Below are 19,123 nucleotides of genomic sequence, written 5' to 3'. Positions count from 1 at the left end.
TCGCATGTGGTAGATCTGCTCACTGCTCCTTGGCCACTGCGATGCGCTCGTCCTGGACCGCCGTTGGCGTCACGTCCGTCTCCGCCGTCCCCTCTACCGTCCACCGGATCGGCAGCTTAACCCAGCCTCTCTTGCCCTCGGGCCTACGGATGATCTCCATCTCCCACTTCGCATGCCCCTCGACCCATTCGTAGAGGGCGTAGTTGTGATACTTCGAGTCGGCGAACATCCTCGTGACCTTGCTCATCGGCTGACCTTCGAGCCGGGCGAACAAGATCTGGGCCGCCACCGCGTCGTCGACCGAGGCGGCCGTCACCAACACGGCCAACAGCAACCCCATGCTATCCACGACGATATGGCGATTCGGCCCGTCACTGTACTTGTTGTTGTCGCGGCCCCGCTGCTCGCCGCCGGACGACGCGTCGACCGACTGGCTATCGACGCTCGCCGAGGTGCGGGGATGGTAGGGCTTCTCCTCAGTGCGCGTCCTGCGACGGAACGAGTCGTGGATCCGGTCCAGGGTCCCGTCGCCCCTCCAGCGATCGAAGTAGCGCCAGACGGTGCTCTTGGGGGGCAAGTCTCCCGGGATATACCGCCACTGGCATCCGGTGCGGAGAATGTAGAGGATCGCGTCGAGGACGTCCCGCGAGTCGGTCTTGCGAGGCCGTCCACCGCCGGGCTCGGCGGGGGAGGAAGGGCTCGACCAAAGCCCACTGGGCACCGGTGACGTCGCGCGGATCGTCGCGAGTTTTCATACAGGTGCTACGATCGTCACGTCCTAATTATTCCCCTTATGGGACAGACTCTAAATGATTTCTATTGGACGGACGAGAGATACACAAACATCCATGATCGACTCTGAGCAGCCTTTCTTGCCTCTGCAAAGCCGAGATGGGAACCGATGCTCGGTGCCGTCTGCACGACCACCCATCGAGGTTCCGGTTTAGTTGACGAATGGAGTCAATTGTTCTGGGTCAAAGAATGGGGGCTCGATTTCGATGGCAAGCCAGGGCCGCCACATCGCGCTGCGATACTTTCGCTCCAGGGATTTGTAGTAGTCGGAGATGCGCATGCCCCATCTGGCCTCAAGGGAGCGTGTTCGGCCCCGAGCGAGGTCTCGTTGAGCGTTTTCCCGATAATGATACCCCTGGAAGCTGTAGAAGCTGGCTAGCTGGAAATAGTTGTACGACCTCAGCCCCATCATCGCGCCCCAGACGAGCAGGGCCACGGCGCCCACAAGCACCATGCATGTGCGGACGCGAAGGCGCGGCAGTCTCATGATCGCGGCCCCGGCGAGGAAATGCTGAAGGCGCAAAGTGCGCCTGGAGAATTAGCTTTGCGTCGCAAAGGACCCCTGTCAAGTGCAAGCATCGGGCAGCAACCGGCACTGTTCCGAATGTCGGCCCAGATCATCTTACTCGATCACCCATACGAGTATCCGGTGGCCGTTGCTAAATCGAGAATTCCCCGCCTCGGTTCCAGGGTGAACTGCCTATGAGCTCTTACGAAATCGAGGCTGCCTACCGAGGGTCGTAAGCACGGGCCGGCCACACTGTGCACACTGACGAGACCCTGGTTAACCGTAACCTCATTTCGTTGTGCGATCCGGCGAACGTCGCGGTGCGAGGTTAGATAAAACTCGGTGGTGATCGACGCTCTGCCCGCTGCGCAGTGCGGGCGATGAAGGCACCGATTGCAACTAGCCATAACCCTGGGAGCACCAGCCCTGAGTGCCAGCCCCAGCTCAGCCATGTCCCGAGCATCAGCCCGTTGCCGAAACCCGCGCAGATGCCACCGAAGTATTGACGGGTCAGCCATACCATCCGCGAGCCCTCCACGCCACCCAAGCGGTCGATGGCTCAGCGGCCAGCCCGCTCGAGCAACGAACGAGTGTACCAGGAACCGTCGTGCCGAGCCTGGGTCGCCGCGCGAGTTTAGGCGAGCGACCTCAGCTTCCGGAGCAACCGTCGCTCGTGCTTCTCCACCGCCGGCCAGTTCCACGCCGAGACGGCAAGGTTATCGAGGGTCATCCGGTGATTGAGGCGCTTCTCCATCGCCAAGTCTCCCGCTGCCTAACGAGTTGCTTCCCCGAGTGACCAGTCGTCAGACGGGTGCTCACGCTATCGTGCTCTGGCAATGGGTACGCGTCATCGGTCAATCTCCATTGGAACGAGGAGATTGACCGATGACGCGTATAAGTCGGCGGTATTAGGAGTAACCCTTGGTCAGCCGCGCAAGCCGCCCGCCGCGTGGATGACCTCGCCGGTGATCCACCCCGAATCGTCCCCAGCCAGGAACAGGACGGCCCGTGCGATGTCATCGGGCTGGCCGATCCGGCCGAGCGGTGTCTTTCTCGCGAACTCCTCGAACATCTCGCCGTCAGAGAAGCCGGACGTCCCCTCGGTCATCACCGGGCCGGGGTTGATCGAGTTGACCCGGATCTTCCGCCCACCCAACTCCTGTGCCAGGCTCTTCGTGATCGCGTCGACGGCCGCCTTGGTGGCCGAGTAGACCGAGGCGTTGGCCATCGGACTGGTGCCGGCCACCGAGGAGATGTTGATGACGCTGCCCCCATCCGGCCCGAACTGGGCGGCGGCGTGCTTGGTCGCCAGGATCAGGCCCAGGACGTTCAGGTCGAAGTGCTTGTGGAAGTGCTCGGGGGTGATCCCTTCGAGAGGGGAGAAGTCGTAGATCCCCGCGTTGTTGACCAGGATGTCGAGTCGCCCATACGCCTTTTGGGCCTTCTCGAAGAGGTTGGCCACCTCCTCGGGCTTGGCCAGGTTCGCACCGACGGCAATGGCCCGCCCTCCATCCTTCTCGATCGCCTGGACGATCCGCTCGGCCCCCTCGCGGCTCGACGAGTAGTTGACGACCACGCTGGCCCCGGCCTTGGCCAGGTGTCGCGCGATCGCCGCGCCGATGCCCTTGGACGCTCCCGTGACCACCGCCACCTTGCTCGCCAGATCGTTCGCCATATTGCCGACCTTCATTGTCAGAGTTGCGAATTTGCAACCGCGTCTGTTGCGATTCGCTGGTCATCATAGGGCGGCAGGCTCGCAGGGCAAGGACTTACCAAATGTTCAGGATCCTGGGGCAACCGCGGTCAGAGGACGATACTCTCGACTCCGTCAATCGCCTCTTGGTCAGGTATTCACGGTTGGTCGAAACGAGATTTGTCGAGGTTGATATCGAATCGTACAGGAACAGATCTCCGTGGGATCACATCGAGGACCCGCGCCTGCGAATCGGTTGAAGTGGTTTTGTCGCGCGCTTCCTCGATTCTCCTGCGACTTGCGGGTCTGGGGCAAGTGGTAGCCATGGGAAAATCATGGCGGAAGCCCCGAAGGGAAAATCATGGCGGAAGCCCCGAAGGACATGCAAAGCAAAAGGCCTACCAACGAAAGCCCTGGAGACAGCCAGGGCGATTTACGAACCTCCTGAGTGGAGTGTACCTCGGTTCGTATGCTCCGCGGATCAGTACCGTCAAGGACAGGTTACGCGGTCTTGACGACCAGCCTCGGTGTCGTCGAGCAGTCAAGACTGCGCTGACTGTCCACGAGAGCTTCCGATGAGCACGCGCCATCGTCATCGGAAGGGTCTCCCAATATGTTCTTCCGAACACTAGCCACAGAGAAGCCAACTGTCAAGACGCCGACCGCCGAGATCGCGATGCCTGTCCTTTGTCTCTCACTTCGGATCACCAATGCCAAACTGAGAAATCTCTTCGACCAAATCCTCAAGATCAGCTTTATCAAGCCAATCCGGATCACGATCCCATTTTCCTAGCCGACGCAAGGCTCTCAAGTCACCACGAATATATTTTGCTAACATTTCGGAATATTTTGCTTCATTTCCAGCTGCATTTACCAAGATCCGCCTTGTGTCATTTTGATCGATTCCCAGCAAAACAGGGCGCCCGACGGCATCGCATCAAAATGTGTTTAGATCATCAATATCAAAATTTTCAATATATTCTCTTGCTGCGTCAGCACTTCGGAAAACCAGGAGGTTGCAGTCGCGACCTCTGGCGAACAAGGGTGGTTTCATCAGTGTGTCTCGTATGACTATAGTGCAATTCGTCATCGTTCGTGCAGAAGTGGGAGACGAAGGACAAGAAGTGGGAGACGAAGGACAGGCAATGCAGTCATCCGGGCTCTTTTTGGTCTCGCCCCCTCGTCCCCGGTCGCAGCACCGTTTTCGCCCCGTGAGTCGACCGGGTTTCTGAGGAGCAACGGCAAGGTCCCGTGAAGAGGCTCAGCGTTGACGGCGGCAGAGACCTGGTGTTGAGGAAAACACCGGGTTTCGGTAGTGGGGAGACGGGCCGACGGGCGAGGGGCAGGATCGTGTCACTCAGCGAGGATGCTGACGCCGGGCGCCTGGGGCGTTACAATCGGGCGATGAACGTCATCGTGGTCGTCTGCAACAGCTTACATCTCGGCTTCCTCGGCACCTACGGCAATGGTTGGATCGAGACTCCGCATCTCGACCGCCTGGCGGCCGAGGGGGTGGTCTTCGACCATCATTTTCCGGAGAACCTGACGACGCTGCCAACCCGTCGGAGTTGGTGGACCGGTCGGTACGGGTTCCCCGACCCTGAGCAGGGGTGGACCCCCTTGAGGGCCGACGAGGCGATCCTGCCCGACCTGCTGTGGAACCAGGGGGTCCGGACGGCGTTGATTTCCGACGTCCCCCTGCTCCGTGACGCAGGTCAGGGGTTTGGGCGAGGGTTCGACGAGGTGATCTGGGTCCGGGGCCAGGGGTATGACCCGCTGGTGCCCCCTGGCGACCCTCGGGCGGGGAAGATCCGGATCCGAGACGAGCCCGGGTTGAGGCTGCCGCCGGAGGACGACCCCGACTATGCCCTCTGGAAAGGGCGTTGGGAGCAGTTCCTCAGGAATCGCAAAGTGCTCCAGTCGGACGTCGAGGAGAACTCGGGGATCGCTCGCACGATCACCACGGCCATCGACTGGCTCGAGCGGCGAGGGGATGGGAAAGACCCGTTCCTGCTCTGGCTCGACCTCTTCAGCCCGCATGGCCCGTGGGACCCGCCCCAGCCGTATCGCGACCAGTATGCCGCCTCGGAGCCCGACGAGTTCGAGGCCGGGGACGAAGGGGACCTCGTCGAGGACGAGGACGACGCCGAGTTGGATATGGAGGAGGTCCGCGTCCTCATCGACGTCCCTTCGGGGGCGGTGGGGGACGTGCTCGACGAGGCCGAGCTGCTCCGACTCAGGCGTACTTATGCCGGGACGGTCACGCTCGTCGACCGTTGGCTGGGGACGCTCTTCGACGCACTCAAAGCGCAAGGGCGGATGGACGACACGCTGATCGTCTTCACGAGCGACCAGGGAGAACCGCTCGGAGAGCACGGATATGTGCGCCGGTTCCGCCCGTGGTTGTACGAGGAGTTGGTCCACACCCCGCTGATCATCCGGATGCCCGGCGCCCGGTTCGGGGGGAACCGGCACCATGCCCTGGTGCAGACGGTCGACCTCTTGCCGACGATCCTCGCGGCGTTCGGCCTGCCCCCGAGCAACCAGGTGCACGGCCACGACCTGTTACCCCTGATCCGGGGCGAGCAGACGAAGGTCCGGGACTACGCCTGCATGGGGATGGACGTGGAGGAGTTCGCGCTCCGGACCCACATCTGGCACCTGGTCGTCCCGATGGAGACCGATCCCGACGACCCCCCGAGACCTCCCGAACTTTATCGGAAGCCGGAGGATCGTTGGGATCAGAATAACGTCATCGAGCGATATCCCGAGATCGCCGAGCACCTCGAGTTAACGCTCCGACGGTTCGTCGAAGCTGTGGGCCGGGATTCGCTGGACACCATCACTCCGCTTCGGGACGTCGCGCGTTTCTCCCCGGACTAGGTCGGGGTTGAAGAACGCCCGGCTCGCCCCCTGGATCCGGCGGAGGAATTTCGTCCCGGGCATTTCCGGCTTCGGCTTCGCCGCAGGCTTGGCGGACGCGACGGCGGGTCCGGTGGCCGAGACCCGGACGAGGCCCTTGTCGGACTTCGCCGCCGGGTACTTCGTGTCGCTCGGCCCGGGGGTCCAGGTCATCGAGGTCGTCTGCAAGCGGGGACGGCCCGCCAGGGACGAATTGTTGGCCACAGCCTCCAGGGGAATGCTCGGCGCCGAGGTCCGGGCCGCGACCACCTCTCCGGCCGCGGGGATCGAACGCGACGGCAGGTTCGGGCTCGACAGCGAGGCCATCGCGGAGGACGTCAGGAGGTAGGACGGCGGGAAGAGCGCGTCCATCGGGCCAGGCCCGGGTCCGGACATCGAGGCCACGACCGTGGACGCCTGGACGACGTCATTGCTCCGGCGGCCCCACCCGTTCTGATTCTGGCTGACGCTCGGCCGACGCATCCGAGGCGAGAAGTTACGCGGCGACAGGGACGAGAAGAACTTCGTCAGGAACGACTTGCGAGGTTCCGGCTGCGGCGGGGCATTCATGCCAAGCGGCAGGCTGCTCGGGATCTCGGGGTTGTTCACCTGCACCGGTGTGGGTGATGGCGAGGGCGCTTGGGGCCAGTCGGCGACGGGCACGATTTCGTCCCGGACGCCGAGGAGGTCCGGCGGCGAGAAATCCCAGAGTCGCTTCTCGCTGGCCGGGTTGGCGAACATGGGCGAGTAGCCGACGACTCTCACGGGGACATTCGCCTTGACCGTCTGCGTGGGCTCCGGTGCGGGGACGGGGACCGGCCGTCTCGGATCCGGCTCGGCCTCGGGGGCTTCCGGTTCGGTGGCCGCGGGAGGCCGGGCTTCCGGAGCCGCGGACGCAACCGGCCCCGAACGCAAAGGCTCGGGAACCATCGAGACCATCGGGGCCGGGGCCTGGGATTCCGGCGCCGAAGCGACCGGGGCCGAGGGCGGCTGCGCTTCCGGAGTCGCAGCGAACAGGCTCGTGGGTTGGGGTTCCGGCGCCGAGGGCTGGGCCTCCGGGCTCGCGGGCTGGGATTCCGGAGTCGCGGTCGCGGCGGCGGTCGCGACCGGGATGGTCGCCGGCTCGGACGGCGACGGGGACGGCGGAGCGGACGCGATGACGGTCGCCGCGGGGGCTCGCCCCGCGACGGGAACCGGGGCCGCACCGTGGGCCGGGCCCGGATTCGCGGCCATCATGGCGGGCGTCTGGCCGAGCGTATGAGAATGCTTTTGGGCGTGGGCGGCGCAGCAGGTCGGGCCGCCCGGCTCCTGGACTCTCGCCTGGTTGGCAACCTGTCCCGGACCGGCGTAGGGGCCGGAGACCACACACTGATGAGTGCCGGCACACCCGGAAAACCCGACGACGAGCCCGATGACCGCGATGGCTCGCGACCGTCTCATGGCGACTCCTTTCGCCTCGCGGCGTTCCCTATATCCTTCCGGGGGGGCCGGATTCCTTCGAAAACTTCTCTTGACCATATTCCATCGGCAGGATTAGCGCGGATATCCGGCGAATTCGGGCCCGCACAAACTTCAAGAAAAGACGAAACCGGATTTTCGTTACAACCGTTCGGGTTGCCGGAGTCCGCCCGATCCCGACAATAGAAGAAGTGAGGGCCCGCGTGGTGGGTAGGCGAGGGGTCGCCGAGGCGCCGGGCCGGGGTCAGTTCCGAGGAGGACGTGATGGTGGTCGAAGACCAAGTCGCCGAACGGTTCCTGGCCGCCCCGATGCTCGTCGACGTCGAGCCTAGTTCCCGGCGTGCGCTGCTCGAGGCCCTCGAGCCGCGCCGGGCCCCCTCGGGCGCGGTGCTCTTGGAGCAGGGGCAGCCGAACGACCTCCTCTCATTCCTGATCGAGGGGAGCGTCGTGATCGAGCGTCGACTCTTCGTGGGCCAGAAGGAAACCATTGCCCACCTGAGCGCACCGGCGGTCTTCGGCACGACCTCATTCTTCCGCCCCGACCCGCCGAGCGTGACGGTCCGGGCGACGACCGACGTGTGCGTCCTCAACCTGAACCACACCGCGCACGAGCGGCTCCGTCGCGAGAACCCCCACGCCGCCGAGGCCCTCGCCCTCGCGGCCGTCCGTACCCTCGCCGAGCGGTTCGAAATCCTCGATCGGCGGGTCTCCGACTCGCTCGCCAAACACGCCGACGACCCGCCCAAGATCACCGAATGGTCCGACTTTCGGGCCAGGCTTTTCGAGGATTCGAATAAATAAGGGTCCACACACGGTTTTATATGCCTACGCACGACCGCCGGGCCGTCCGACCCTCCGGACGACCGGGCGGAGCCGTTCCGTGAAAGAACGGCGAATATGAGTCAGGGAGTTGACGACGTCGCGGTTGGCCTTCACAATAGGTGGGAGGAGAGGCTGGAAATGACCTCTTCGTGCGCACCCAGCTACGCCCGCCGAGTCGCCGGTTCCACGAGCGGCACGGATTGACCCTCGCACCGGAAGACCATCTCGTGATTGGCTCGAGCCGGGTCTTCTGGCCGGCAAACGCCACGGACGGGGCACTCGGGACAACCCCGTCGGAGCATCTTCGCTGATGGAAAAGACCTTCCCGAACCCCGGCAGCACCCACTGGCAACCCGATTTCGAGCGCCTGCTCCAAACGGTCAAGGGGTCCGGGTCTCACGGCAGTCTTGTCGACATCCGCGAGTCGCTTCGCCAGGCGATTGGCCGCGACCGTCCCCTGGTGATGCTCTGTCCCCACGCCGACGACGGGGCGATCACCGCCTCGTGCCTGATGCACGAATACGCCATCAGGCGCGGGCTGCCCGTAATCGAGGTCCTCGTCTTCGCCGGCGAGCGGAACGTCGCCGCCCCCTGGCTCAACGACAAGAAGAAGGTCTCCGTCCGCGAGTCCGAATTCCGGCTCGAGTGCAACGTCCTCGGGGCTGAGGCGGTCTGCTGGGACCTCGACGCCTATCGCTCGCCCGGATACCAGCCCTCCCCCGCCGACATCGACAAGATCGTCGAGTGGTTCATCCAGCGCAAGCCCGGCGCCCTGATCCTCCCCCCGGCGACCGACGCGCACGTCGCCCACCGGATGACCCGGGCCCTCGGGGCGGTCGGCCTCCTGGGTGCCCAACTGAAGGATACCCTGGTCCTGACCGGCTGGACCCCTTGGGGCCCTCTTGCGCAACCCAACGCCTACTTCAGTTACGACGGCGAGGCCGAACGCACCAAGGAATGGGCGATCGCCTGTCATGCGTCGCAGGTCCTGCTGACCGACTACACGAAGTATTGCTCTCACCTCGGCCGGGCCTACGCCGCCCTGGCCCGGGAATGGGCCGAAGGGCACAGCCTCGCCGGGCGGGCCCACCGCACGGACGACCGGTTCGTCGGCGTCGAGCTCTTCCAGATCGAGTACTTCAACGGCGGTGGTAACTCGATCGGCGGATCCGAGCCGGAGCCGTTGCCGACCGACCCGATCCAGATCGCCCTGGGGCTCCTGAAGGGACGACTCACCCCCGCCTCGGCCCACGCCGTTGCCGCCGTCTGAGAATTCGGACGGGCGGCCTTTCGGCGGTTGAGGTCTCGCGAATCGGGCGAACGCGGTCTAAGGACCGGTCCGCCTCGCTTTTTCCGCTCGATCAGAGCCTCTCCGCAGTCGATTCGGACGTGCGGTCCTCGTCCGGACGGGAGGGGTGCATCCCGTTCCGGAGTCTTCGCGTCGATGCCCGCCCCCGCCCCCGCCCCTTCCCGCCTCCTCGAGTTCGCCGGCGCACGCGTCCAGATCTTCGCCGACCCCGCCGTCGCGTCGGCGGCTGCCGCCGACCAGGTCGTGGGGATCATTCGGAAGGCCCTCGACAAGCGAGGCCGTGCCGTCCTCGGCCTGGCGACCGGCTCGACCCCGATCGCGATCTACGCCAAGCTGGCCGAGGAGCACCGCGAGCGCGGACTCTCCTTCGCCGATGTGACGACCTACAACCTCGACGAATACTACCCGATCAGCCCGCTCGACCCCCAGAGCTACCGCTCCTTCATGCAGCGGCACCTCTTCGACCACATCGACCTCGCCCCCAACCGCGCCCACGTGCTCGATGGGACGGTCCCCGAGGACGCGACCGCCAAGCACTCCGCCGAATATGAGCGCTGGATCCGGGCCGACGGTGGCCTTGATTTCCAACTCCTGGGGATCGGTCGGAACGGTCACATCGGCTTCAACGAGCCGAGCGACCTCTCGGTCGAGGAGGCCAGCAAGCTCCCCACCCGACTGATCGAGCTCCACCCGGTCACCCGCGCCGACGCCGTCAAGGACTTCGGCAGCGAAGACAAGGTCATCACTCGCGCGTTGACGATGGGCGTGGCGACAATCCTCAAGGCCCGCTCGATCATCATCGCCGCCTTCGGCCCCAACAAGGCCGAGGCCGTCCGCCGCTCCCTCCTCGAACCGATGACCGCCGAGGTCCCCGCCTCACTCCTCCAGTCCGTCCCCCGCAAGGTCACCTGGTACCTCGACGAGGCCGCCGCGAAGGGGTTGGCGTAAGCTATCCCCCCGCCGGCGGCAGGAATGGCCTCGACCACGCGACGTCCTCAACGGACAACGCCGGGTCGGGGCTTCCTTCGTAGATGTAGTAGGTGTAGCCCGCAGCATCATAGATCCGATCGAGGACCTCTTGCAGGTCGAGCCGGGCGTCTGGGTCCGGGCTCCGGAGCGGAATGCGAATCGTTGGTAGGCGCTCCCGGAGCCGGATCGGCCAGAAGTCGGCGCTCGGCCGCTTCTCAAGTCGACTCACCAGAACGGCGTAGTCGCAATCCGGCCGGTCCTCGGCAGGCATCGGAGTCCCGCCGCGGAGAAGGTCGATCTCCACGAGATGGACGGCACCGGCCAGGAGCCGTCCTCGCTTCGCCAGGTACTGTCCCCGATCAGGACCGGGCCGTTTGTTCGACGGGCTGAGGAGCTCGACGACCGTCACGAGCTCCCGGCTCCGGCGATCGCGGATCTCTGCGTACGAAACGCGCTCGACGTCGAGATCCGGGGGCTGCACCTGGACCGGGGCGTCGATCACCCCAGCTCCGACCTGAAGCCCGGGGCCTTGCGACATCACCCCGACAGATAGATCAGCCCGCCCCACGAACCGGCGCGGCTCCGCCAGGATCTCGTGAACATAGACGTGCTCGTCAATCTTCACGATATAATTCGGTTGTACCTGGGCTCCGAGGACTTCGGCGACCAGGGGCAAAAACCGTTCGTGAAAATCGTGCCAAACATCATCCTGCTCAAGGTACGGATTCATCCCGGGAAATGGCGAAGGCATCACCACATCTCCATTCTCGAGGACGACCCGCGAGCTCACCACAGAAGAAAACATAACGACTACGACACATCTTGAAAACTTACCGTCTTCCCTATGTGTCCTTCGTGCCTTTGTGGTGAGCTCTCCCTCTCTTCGAGCGATCAGGCCCCTGCCCCAGGCCGGCCGATGACCTCGCGAGGTTGCTCGCGGTCGCGTCGTGAGGCGATGGCATTCACGGCGTTGAGATAGGCTTCGGCCGAGGCCTCGATGATGTCGGTCGACGCGGCGCGGCCGCGGAAGGAGCGGTCGTCACTCTCGACTTCGAGTTCGAGCGAGACCTCGCCCTGCGCGTCCTTGCCGCCGGTGACCCCTCGGACGGCGAACTCGCGGAGGTTGGCCGCGATCCCGGTGACGCGCTCGACCGCCTTGAAGATCGCGTCGACCGGCCCGTCGCCGGTGGCGGCGTCGGTCACTTCCTGGCCGTCGGGGCGCCTGATGCAGACGGTCGCGGTCGGGATCACGTTCGTGCCGGCGGTCGTGTGCAGGCCGACCAACGACCAATGGGCCGGCACGTCCTGGATGTGCTTCTCGATCAGGACGACCAGGTCCTCGTCGTAGATCTCTTTCTTCTTGTCGGCCAGGGTCTTGAAGTCCCCGAACAGGATCTCGAGCTGGGCGTCGTTCAGGTGGTAGCCCAGCTCGGTGACCCGATCGCGCAACGCGTGGCGGCCCGAGTGCTTGCCCAGGACGAGGTCGGTCTTGGGGACGCCGACCTCTTCGGGCCGCATGATCTCGTAAGTGGACCGTTCCTTGAGCATCCCGTCCTGGTGGATCCCCGCCTCGTGGGCGAACGCGTTGCGCCCGACGATGGCCTTGTTCCGCTGGACGGCCATCCCCGTGATCGTCGAGACCATCCGGCTGACCGGGTAGAGCCGCTCGGTCTTGATCCCGGTGCTCAGGCCGTAGTAGTCGAACCGGGTCTTCAAGGCCATGACGATCTCTTCGAGTGCGGCGTTCCCGGCGCGTTCGCCGATGCCGTTGATCGTGCACTCGACCTGCCGGGCCCCGACCTCGCATGCGGCCAGGCTGTTGGCGACGGCCAGGCCCAGGTCATTGTGGCAGTGGACGCTGATGACCGCCTGGTCGATGTTGGGCACGCGTTCGCGGAGGGTGCGGATCACGCCCGCGTACTGCGTCGGCGTCGCGTATCCGACGGTGTCGGGGATATTGACCGTCGTCGCCCCCGCGGCGATGGCCGCCTCGACGACGTCGCAGAGGAAGTCGACCTCGGTCCGGGCGGCGTCCTCGGGGCTGAACTCGATGTCCGGGCAGACGGACCGGGCGTGCCGGACGCTGGCCACGGCCCGCTCGATGACCTGCTCGCGGGTCATCTTCAGCTTGTGCTCGCGATGGATCGCCGACGTCGCCAGGAAGACGTGGATCCTCGGGCTCTGGGCGTACTGGAGGGCCTCCCAGGCCCGGTCGATGTCGCGGTCGTTGCACCGGGCGAGCCCACAAACGGTCACCCCTGTCACCTCAGCGGCGATGGCGCGAACGGCCTCGAAGTCCCCCGGCGACGCGATCGGGAAGCCGGCCTCGAGGATGTCGACGCCAAGCGCGGCCAGGGCGCGGGCGACCTCCACCTTCTCGACAATGTTCATGCTCGCGCCCGGCGATTGCTCGCCGTCACGCAAGGTCGTATCGAAGATCCGGATTCGATTCGCGTCGGCCATGGCTGGATCGTTTCTCGAGTTTGAGGACGGACTTCCGTCAAGTACTAGGCGATTGACGCATGCATCGACCGGCGAGGTACGAAATGGAGAAGCCCCGAGACTCACCGGTCAAGGCGGGTCTCGGGGCTTCGTAGGTCACGCGTAAGGCGTTAGAACGACGAACCCTAAGACTCCGCCCGGCTAAGCAAAAGCTCGCCGAGATTCCGTTGAAGTCGAAGGATCGCCGTCGAAGGCCGCATCGAGGGAACTCCCAAAATGCTCCGCACCTCACGCCCAAGCTCGCCCAACTATACACCCCCGCCCAGTGGCGAGTCAATGGTCGAGGTCACAACTCAGAGCGAGGAGCAAGCCTATTCGTTATACTGAATGGCGGAAGGATGCTCCGCCGGACGACAAACAGACGAGGTGCGTGCGGATCCCTCCGAACCTCCGAATGGTGGGCCAGATTATGAGCACGATGGCCGAACCCAAGGCACACGTCACGCCGGAAGACCTGCTAGCGATGCCCGACGGGAAGCATTACGAACTCGTCGAAGGACACATCCTGGAGAGGAACGTGAGTGCGTTGTCGAGCATCGTAACGGCCAGGTTGACAAGCCGACTCGATCAATTCTGCGAAGCGCACCAGTTGGGTTGGATTATCGGCTCGGAATGCGGTTATCGATGCTTCCCTGAAGAGCCAGGCAAGATGAGGAGGGCCGATGTCTCGTTCGTTCGGCTCGATCGACTGCCCGAAGCTCAATTATCCGAAGGTTACCTCCATCTCGCTCCGGACTTGGCCGCCGAAGTCGTTTCTCCAAACGACTTGCTTTATGAGGTCGATCGGAAGATCGACGACTATCTGGCGGCAGGTGTGCGTTTAATCTGGGTCGTCAACCCCGAGCAACGTACGGTGCGCGTCCAACGAAATGGGAACGCCCTACTGAGCTTGCTTCGTGAAAACGACGAGCTCGACGGCGAGGACGTACTCCCCGGCTTCCGCTGCCGGGTCGGCGACTTATTCCCGGGCGGGATCAAAGGCTCGCCGAAGGCGGTCTAGAGCGTTTCATGAGTCTATGGCGATCAGATGCATGCGGGGCAGGAGTGCTCCGCCTACCGGGGGGATTTTGGCGTACGAGGTTCCTCCACCGGGAGGCGGGGCACTCTTGCCCCGCGAGATCGAGCAGGGAATGTCGCTTCTCTCCATCTTCAAGCCACTGGGCTAGTTGACCGCAATCCGCGCCGAGCCGCGAAAGCGAGTCGCCATTAAAGACAATGGTCCGAGAACCTCGGGGCGATGGGCTCGTCCCGGGCTCTCGGACCGTTTTATTCCACATCAGCTTCGACCGCCGACCATCCGGTCTCAGGCGAACTTCGTGAGGCCCGGCCGGGCGACCGGGCGTTGGGGTGCGTCGCCCCAGACGTACTGGGCGGGGGCGAGGCTTTCCTTGGAGTTCAGGGCCTTCTCCCAGGTGATGACCTCGCCGGTGTACGCGGCCATCCGGCCCATGATCGCGAGGAGCGTGCTCTTGGCGGCGTAGACCGCGCTATTGATCGGCTTGCCGGCGCGGATCGAGGCGAAGAGCTCGTCGTGCTCCGTCTGGTACATGTTGTTGTTCTGGCCCCGATACCGCCACTTGTTCGCGCCGGTGATCCGGTTGCCGAAGACGTCGCACATGCCCTTGGCGCCCAGGACATAGTCCTTGGTCTGCTGGGCGGTGTCGCGCCAGTGTCGGCAGTTGTGGTAGCCCCGGACGTTGTTGGGGTACTCGTAGACGATCGAGAAGTGGTCGTAGATGTTGCCGTACTGCGGCTCGGTGCGGACCTGCCGGCCGCCGGAGCCCCAGCACTGGATCGGGGGCTCGTCGCCGAGCGCCCAGCCCATCGTGTCGATCCCGTGGACGGCCTGCTCGACGATGTGGTCGCCGCTGAGCCAGGTGTAGTAGTACCAGTTGCGCATCTGGTACTCCATCTCGCTCTTGACCTGCTCGCGGGTGACGCGGGGCTCCCAGACGCCGCCCGAGTTATAAGTCGTCTCGACCGCGACGATGTCCCCGATCGACCCGTCGAAGACCCGCTTCATCGTCTCGCGCCGGGGGTTGTGGTACCGCCAGCAGAGGCCCGAGACCACCGACAGGTTCTTCTTCTTGGCGTCCTCGCACGTCTGGAGGACCGAGCGGACCCCGGGGGCGTCGGTCGCGACCGGCTTTTCCGTGAACATGTGCACGCCCTTTTCGACGGCGTACGCCATGTGCAACGGGCGGAAGTGCGGGGTGCTGGTCAGGAGGACGACGTCGACCTGGTCGATCACGTTCTTGTACGCGTCGAAGCCGACGTACTGTCGATCCTTCGAGACGTCGACCTGCCCCGTGACGGGCGACGACTTGAGGGTCGCGAGGCTGTCCTCGAGGCGGTCGGCGAAGGCGTCGGCCATGGCCACGAGCTTGACGTTCTTGTCTGCCGTGAGCGCCTGTTCGGCCGCCCCGGTCCCCCGGCCGCCGCAGCCGACCAGCCCGACGCGGAGGGTGTCGCTGCCCGCGGCATGCACATTCGACAGGAGGGCCATCTGCGCCGCCGCGGTCGCGGCCATCGTGGCGGCCGATTGCTTGACGAACGACCGACGGGAAGGTTGCATGTCGCGCATCGGGGACCGTCTCCGTTGTGGGGACTGGGGCGGGCGGGTCTCTTGGGACGGCTCGAGGGCCATCCCGAATTGCGCCCATTGTGCCAGCCGGGCCGCCCCGAGGCAATGTCCCGGCGCCTTTCGACGGCGCGGCGAGGGGCCGCGACGGATCTTCCCCCCTCGGGAAAAACCTGAAACCGGGCCGCGACCCGTGGTCACTACCGAGCGGAGTCGCACAACCGCAACTACGTCGGGAGACGTCGGCCGAGGGGACCTCGCAAGCGATGGACAAGGACCTGCACGCCCTCTTCAACGCGGGGCCGATCGGGAATCTGACCGACGGCCAGCTCCTCGAGCGGTTCGTCACCCGGCGCGATCCCCTCGCGTTCGAGGCGCTCGTGGAACGCCACGGCGCGATGGTCCTCCGCGTCTGCCACGCCGCACTCGATGATCCCCACGATGCCCAGGACGCCTTCCAGGCCACGTTCCTCGTCCTGGTCAAGAGGGCCCACTCGATCCGGCGTCGCGACTCCATCGCGAGCTGGCTCTTCGGCGTCGCCGACCGCGTCTCCCGACGTGCCAGGGTGTCATCCATCCGCCGACGGGCCAGGGAGCGCCGGGGCGCCGTCGAGGAGGCCAAGCCGATGAACACGCGCGACGATTTCGACCTCGCGCCCGTGATCCACGACGAACTTCGCCGACTCCCCGAGAAATACCGGGCCCCCGTCGTGCTCTGCTACCTCGAGGGGCGGTCGTGCGAAGACGCCGCCTCCCAACTCCATTGGCCCCTGGGCACCGTGAAGACCCGCCTCTTTCGCGCCCGCGACCTCCTGCGAGCGAGGCTGACCCGCCGAGGCCTGACCCTCCCCGCCGGCCTGTTGGCCGCCGGGGCCAGCTCCCACGCCGCCAGGGCCACCCCCCCTGCCCTGATCGGTTCCACCGTTCAAGCGGCCCTCGCGTTTTCCAGCGGCCAAACCGCGACGACGGGGGCCGTCCTCTCGGCAAACTCCGTCTCAATGGCGGAAGGAGTACTCCGGACCATGTCCTTGACCAAGTTGCTGACCGTCGTCTCGGCGACCCTCATCATCGGCGTCGCGTCGAGCGGCGCGGGCGTCTCGTTGCTCCGGCAGCCGGTTGAAAACCCGCCTCCTTCGCCACAGGACGGACGATTCCAAATCGCAAGGTTGCCGGGTCCAGACGAACCCGGCCCGCAAACGAAGGTCGCGACCGCCGCACTGCCCCCCGAAGGCGAGGTGTTCCATCGCGCGTTGCTCGCCGCCGGGGACATCAAAGACCCTGCGGACAAGGCCGAGGCGCTGTTGCGGATCGCCACCGCCCAATTCCGGCGGGACGACCGGGCAGCCGCCCGCGAGACGCTCGAGCTCGCCGCGCGCACGGCTTCGGTGATCGCACCGAATGCCAAAGGGTTGGTCATCCCCCATGTGATGACCCGCATTGCCCAGGCCCAGGCCCAGGCCGGGGACGCCGCCGGTGCCCATCGATCCTTCCAACGGTCGATCCCCATGATCCAGGCCATCCCCGCGCTCGAACAGCCCAATCATTGGATCAACCTCGTGCCGGCACAGTTGGCGGCCGAGGGCCGACAAGCCTCCCGAGAGACGATCGAAGCCTACCGTCGATACCTCAAGTCCGACAAAAACCTCAACCAAATCGACGTTCCCTCGAGCCTCGCCGGCCTGGAAGTCTGTGTCGGGGGAGTACCGCAGGCCCTGGCAACCGTCCTCGAATCCGAAGTGTTCCTCGGACCCGAAAACGCTCCAGCCAGGACGGCGGCCCTGCTCAGCATCGTCGGCATGTTGAGAGAAGAAGACCGAGCCGTCGCCGGCCCGGCGTTGGCCGAGGCCAGGGCTGCCGTCGATCGTGATAAGAAGCGATTGTCCCGAGCCAACGAACTCACCGTCATCGCGTTGGCGCAGGCCCGGCTGTCGCAATTCAAGGACGCCATCGCCACGACGGGAGCGATCACCGCAGTCCCAGGGCCGCCTCCCCTCGCCGACAACGTCAAGTTCAACAAATGCAAGAGCTACCTCGACATCGCCGAACTCCAGCTCAAGGCCGGCGACAAGAAACAGGCCGAGGCTGCCGCAATCCTGGCCCTCCTCGAGGCCGAAACCATCCAGTTGCCGGGCTTCAAGGTCATCCCGATCCAAAGAACCTCACATATTTTCATTAACTGCGATAACATCCAAAATTCGTTGGCCGCCGTCGACGTCCTGAGAATTTCGAGCGCAGGCCGACCCGACGCACCGACCGTCGACCCCCTCCTCGAGATCGCCACCGCCCAACAGAATGCCGGCGACAAAGCCGGTGCCCGCGAGAGCCTCCTTCAAGCCCTCGCCGCCGCCGAGCACGACTTCGAACGGTGCAAACACCAACCACCCGACTTCCAGCCCACCACCCCATCCGACTCTCCCATCGTCCGGGCGGCAGTTTCCGTCGCGTCGATCCAGGCTCGCCTCGACGACATGTTAGGTGCCCTGCGCACCGTTGATTCCCTCGACGACGAACTCGAAAGGCAATACGCCTTCATGGCGCTGGCAGGCAGGCTCGCACTCGACGGAAACGTCAAATCGGCTCGAGAGTTGATCGGGAAGATCTCGACACCGCAGATCAAGCAGGAGGCATGGATCCGGGTCGCATCGAACCTGCCCGCGAGGAAAGCCAATTCGCCGAATCCTCGGACTTCAGACCCGAAACTTCCGCCGAAGTAAATATCTGTCCCGAAACCCGGTTTTTTCTTCAAAAACCGGGTTTCTGACCCGCTCGACGCCGACAGCCCCTCGCGGGAAGTCGTCGTCAATTCCACAGAAACCCGGTTTTCAGAAAGAACCGGGTTTCGGGACACGACTTTGGGGACAGACCCTAAGTCAACTTACATGACGGCCTTTACGTGTTTACGTTACTTCATTTGATTCGATCTTCCGGGTGTCGTGAGGGGCCGCGGCCCTGTCGGCGTGCACTCGGGACCGCCTCCCGGGAGCAGCCGGTGCGAGGTCGGCGCGAACGAACCATCGCGGGAGGGTCCGCTCGGTGGGGATGGCCGCGTTGGGCCTCTCTTGTTCGAGTAGGGTGCGGGTCAATCCCGCCCCCGTGTCGGGTGCTCGCGGCGGAGCCGCAACGCGGCCTGGATCACATCGGGTGCGGCGTCAATGCCAAGGACCTGTCGGTAATCGGTCTCCAGGCCGGCGGCCCCTCGGCGTCGGAATCTGAGGATGAGGCGGCGGACGGTCGAATGGGGCAGGCCCAGGGAGTCGGCGATCCGGGCGGAGGGTGGCCTTGTTCCCAGAGTCGGATGAGGGCGCGTCGAACAGGAATGGATATGGGGCGTGACATGAGCGATCTCCCGGTGGGGGTCAACTCAAGGTGAACGTTTTTCCAGTATGCCGATACGTAGGGCTGATCAAACCGATGTCGGGATTTCCTGATCAATCCTCCTGTCGGGTAACAGAGAAATACAACCCTTGGCCCCAGAGTCGATCACCGCGTCACCTCGATGGCACGAGTTCCTTTGGATATTCGAGGTAGGGCCGCAGGGCGTGTTTCTCACCGATCCGATTCCGTAAGTTGCCTGTTTTCTCATCATCA

Annotated in this window: 14 protein-coding genes; 6 read left to right on the top strand and 8 right to left on the bottom strand. The window is 64.6% G+C overall.

What is annotated here, in order from left to right; translation table 11 throughout:
• Positions 1–19: 19 nt before the first annotated feature.
• The 4 genes from ACYOEI_RS22950 to ACYOEI_RS22935 form a co-directional block, all read right to left on the bottom strand.
• Entirely contained in the window at positions 20–721 is a 702-nt protein-coding gene (locus ACYOEI_RS22950; protein ID WP_462851919.1) for an IS5 family transposase, read from the bottom strand.
• Positions 722–943: 222 nt separating this feature from the next.
• Positions 944–1,279: a hypothetical protein gene (locus tag ACYOEI_RS22945; RefSeq protein ID WP_462851918.1), complete on the bottom strand. Its 336-nt coding sequence runs from the start codon at positions 1,277–1,279 to the stop codon at positions 944–946.
• 946 nt (positions 1,280–2,225) lie between these two features.
• On the bottom strand, positions 2,226–2,975 hold the full coding sequence (locus ACYOEI_RS22940; protein ID WP_462851917.1) for an SDR family NAD(P)-dependent oxidoreductase: 750 nt from the start codon (positions 2,973–2,975) through the stop codon (positions 2,226–2,228).
• A 712-nt stretch (positions 2,976–3,687) separates the two neighbouring features.
• Positions 3,688–3,906 carry a hypothetical protein gene (locus ACYOEI_RS22935; RefSeq protein WP_462851916.1) on the bottom strand — a complete coding sequence of 73 codons (219 nt, stop codon included), beginning with the start codon at positions 3,904–3,906 and terminating at the stop codon, positions 3,688–3,690.
• A gap of 437 nt (positions 3,907–4,343) precedes the next feature.
• On the opposite strand from ACYOEI_RS22935, the gene ACYOEI_RS22930 reads away from it, so the two are divergent.
• Complete coding sequence (locus tag ACYOEI_RS22930; protein WP_462851915.1) at positions 4,344–5,876, top strand: sulfatase family protein; 1,533 nt, start codon at positions 4,344–4,346, stop codon at positions 5,874–5,876.
• Here the strand turns inward: ACYOEI_RS22930 and ACYOEI_RS22925 are convergent.
• Positions 5,784–7,334 (bottom strand): hypothetical protein, encoded by a 1,551-nt coding sequence (locus tag ACYOEI_RS22925; RefSeq protein ID WP_462851914.1) that lies wholly within the window; start codon positions 7,332–7,334, stop codon positions 5,784–5,786. The genes ACYOEI_RS22930 and ACYOEI_RS22925 overlap by 93 nt on opposite strands.
• Positions 7,335–7,616: 282 nt before the next feature.
• Here ACYOEI_RS22925 and ACYOEI_RS22920 point away from each other — a divergent pair, with 282 nt between their 5' ends.
• The 3 genes from ACYOEI_RS22920 to ACYOEI_RS22910 all read left to right on the top strand — a co-directional run bounded on the left by ACYOEI_RS22920 (position 7,617) and on the right by ACYOEI_RS22910 (position 10,431).
• On the top strand, positions 7,617–8,153 hold the full coding sequence (locus ACYOEI_RS22920) for a cyclic nucleotide-binding domain-containing protein (protein ID WP_462851913.1): 537 nt from the start codon (positions 7,617–7,619) through the stop codon (positions 8,151–8,153).
• A gap of 331 nt (positions 8,154–8,484) precedes the next feature.
• On the top strand, positions 8,485–9,444 hold the full coding sequence (locus ACYOEI_RS22915) for a PIG-L deacetylase family protein (RefSeq protein ID WP_462851912.1): 960 nt from the start codon (positions 8,485–8,487) through the stop codon (positions 9,442–9,444).
• A 174-nt stretch (positions 9,445–9,618) separates the two neighbouring features.
• Positions 9,619–10,431, top strand: coding sequence for a glucosamine-6-phosphate deaminase (locus tag ACYOEI_RS22910; RefSeq protein WP_462851911.1), 813 nt, complete (start codon positions 9,619–9,621; stop codon positions 10,429–10,431).
• A 1-nt stretch (position 10,432) separates the two neighbouring features.
• Here ACYOEI_RS22910 and ACYOEI_RS22905 read toward each other — a convergent pair whose 3' ends face one another.
• Together ACYOEI_RS22905 and ACYOEI_RS22900 are read right to left on the bottom strand one after the other, a co-directional pair.
• Positions 10,433–11,203, bottom strand: a complete 771-nt coding sequence (locus ACYOEI_RS22905) for a DUF4058 family protein (RefSeq protein ID WP_462851910.1) — start codon at positions 11,201–11,203, stop codon at positions 10,433–10,435.
• A gap of 140 nt (positions 11,204–11,343) precedes the next feature.
• A complete protein-coding gene (locus tag ACYOEI_RS22900; protein ID WP_462851909.1) occupies positions 11,344–12,915 on the bottom strand; it encodes a 2-isopropylmalate synthase in 1,572 nt (523 codons plus the stop codon).
• Positions 12,916–13,363: 448 nt separating this feature from the next.
• Here ACYOEI_RS22900 and ACYOEI_RS22895 point away from each other — a divergent pair, with 448 nt between their 5' ends.
• A complete protein-coding gene (locus ACYOEI_RS22895) occupies positions 13,364–13,954 on the top strand; it encodes a Uma2 family endonuclease (RefSeq protein WP_462851908.1) in 591 nt (196 codons plus the stop codon).
• 303 nt (positions 13,955–14,257) lie between these two features.
• On the opposite strand, the gene ACYOEI_RS22890 is transcribed toward ACYOEI_RS22895, so the two are convergent.
• Positions 14,258–15,538 carry a Gfo/Idh/MocA family protein gene (locus ACYOEI_RS22890; RefSeq protein WP_462851907.1) on the bottom strand — a complete coding sequence of 427 codons (1,281 nt, stop codon included), beginning with the start codon at positions 15,536–15,538 and terminating at the stop codon, positions 14,258–14,260.
• Between the two features lie 263 nt (positions 15,539–15,801).
• Here ACYOEI_RS22890 and ACYOEI_RS22885 point away from each other — a divergent pair, with 263 nt between their 5' ends.
• On the top strand, positions 15,802–18,249 hold the full coding sequence (locus ACYOEI_RS22885) for an RNA polymerase sigma factor (RefSeq protein ID WP_462851906.1): 2,448 nt from the start codon (positions 15,802–15,804) through the stop codon (positions 18,247–18,249).
• The last annotated feature ends 874 nt before the right edge of the window (positions 18,250–19,123 follow it).

The organism is Singulisphaera rosea, assembly GCF_054877945.1.
This window is presented reverse-complemented; position numbering and strand designations above follow the sequence as displayed.

Excerpts from the sequence above, each read along its gene's own strand:
- ACYOEI_RS22895 (WP_462851908.1), top strand. The coding sequence starts at position 13,364 with ATGAGCACGATGGCCGAACCCAAGGCACACGTCACGCCGGAAGACCTG.
- ACYOEI_RS22905 (WP_462851910.1), bottom strand. The coding sequence starts at position 11,203 with ATGCCTTCGCCATTTCCCGGGATGAATCCGTACCTTGAGCAGGATGAT.
- ACYOEI_RS22890 (WP_462851907.1), bottom strand. The coding sequence starts at position 15,538 with ATGCGCGACATGCAACCTTCCCGTCGGTCGTTCGTCAAGCAATCGGCC.
- ACYOEI_RS22945 (WP_462851918.1), bottom strand. The coding sequence starts at position 1,279 with ATGAGACTGCCGCGCCTTCGCGTCCGCACATGCATGGTGCTTGTGGGC.
- ACYOEI_RS22925 (WP_462851914.1), bottom strand. The coding sequence starts at position 7,334 with ATGAGACGGTCGCGAGCCATCGCGGTCATCGGGCTCGTCGTCGGGTTT.
- ACYOEI_RS22885 (WP_462851906.1), top strand. The coding sequence starts at position 15,802 with ATGGACAAGGACCTGCACGCCCTCTTCAACGCGGGGCCGATCGGGAAT.
- ACYOEI_RS22940 (WP_462851917.1), bottom strand. The coding sequence starts at position 2,975 with ATGGCGAACGATCTGGCGAGCAAGGTGGCGGTGGTCACGGGAGCGTCC.
- ACYOEI_RS22915 (WP_462851912.1), top strand. The coding sequence starts at position 8,485 with ATGGAAAAGACCTTCCCGAACCCCGGCAGCACCCACTGGCAACCCGAT.
- ACYOEI_RS22900 (WP_462851909.1), bottom strand. The coding sequence starts at position 12,915 with ATGGCCGACGCGAATCGAATCCGGATCTTCGATACGACCTTGCGTGAC.
- ACYOEI_RS22910 (WP_462851911.1), top strand. The coding sequence starts at position 9,619 with ATGCCCGCCCCCGCCCCCGCCCCTTCCCGCCTCCTCGAGTTCGCCGGC.
- ACYOEI_RS22920 (WP_462851913.1), top strand. The coding sequence starts at position 7,617 with ATGGTGGTCGAAGACCAAGTCGCCGAACGGTTCCTGGCCGCCCCGATG.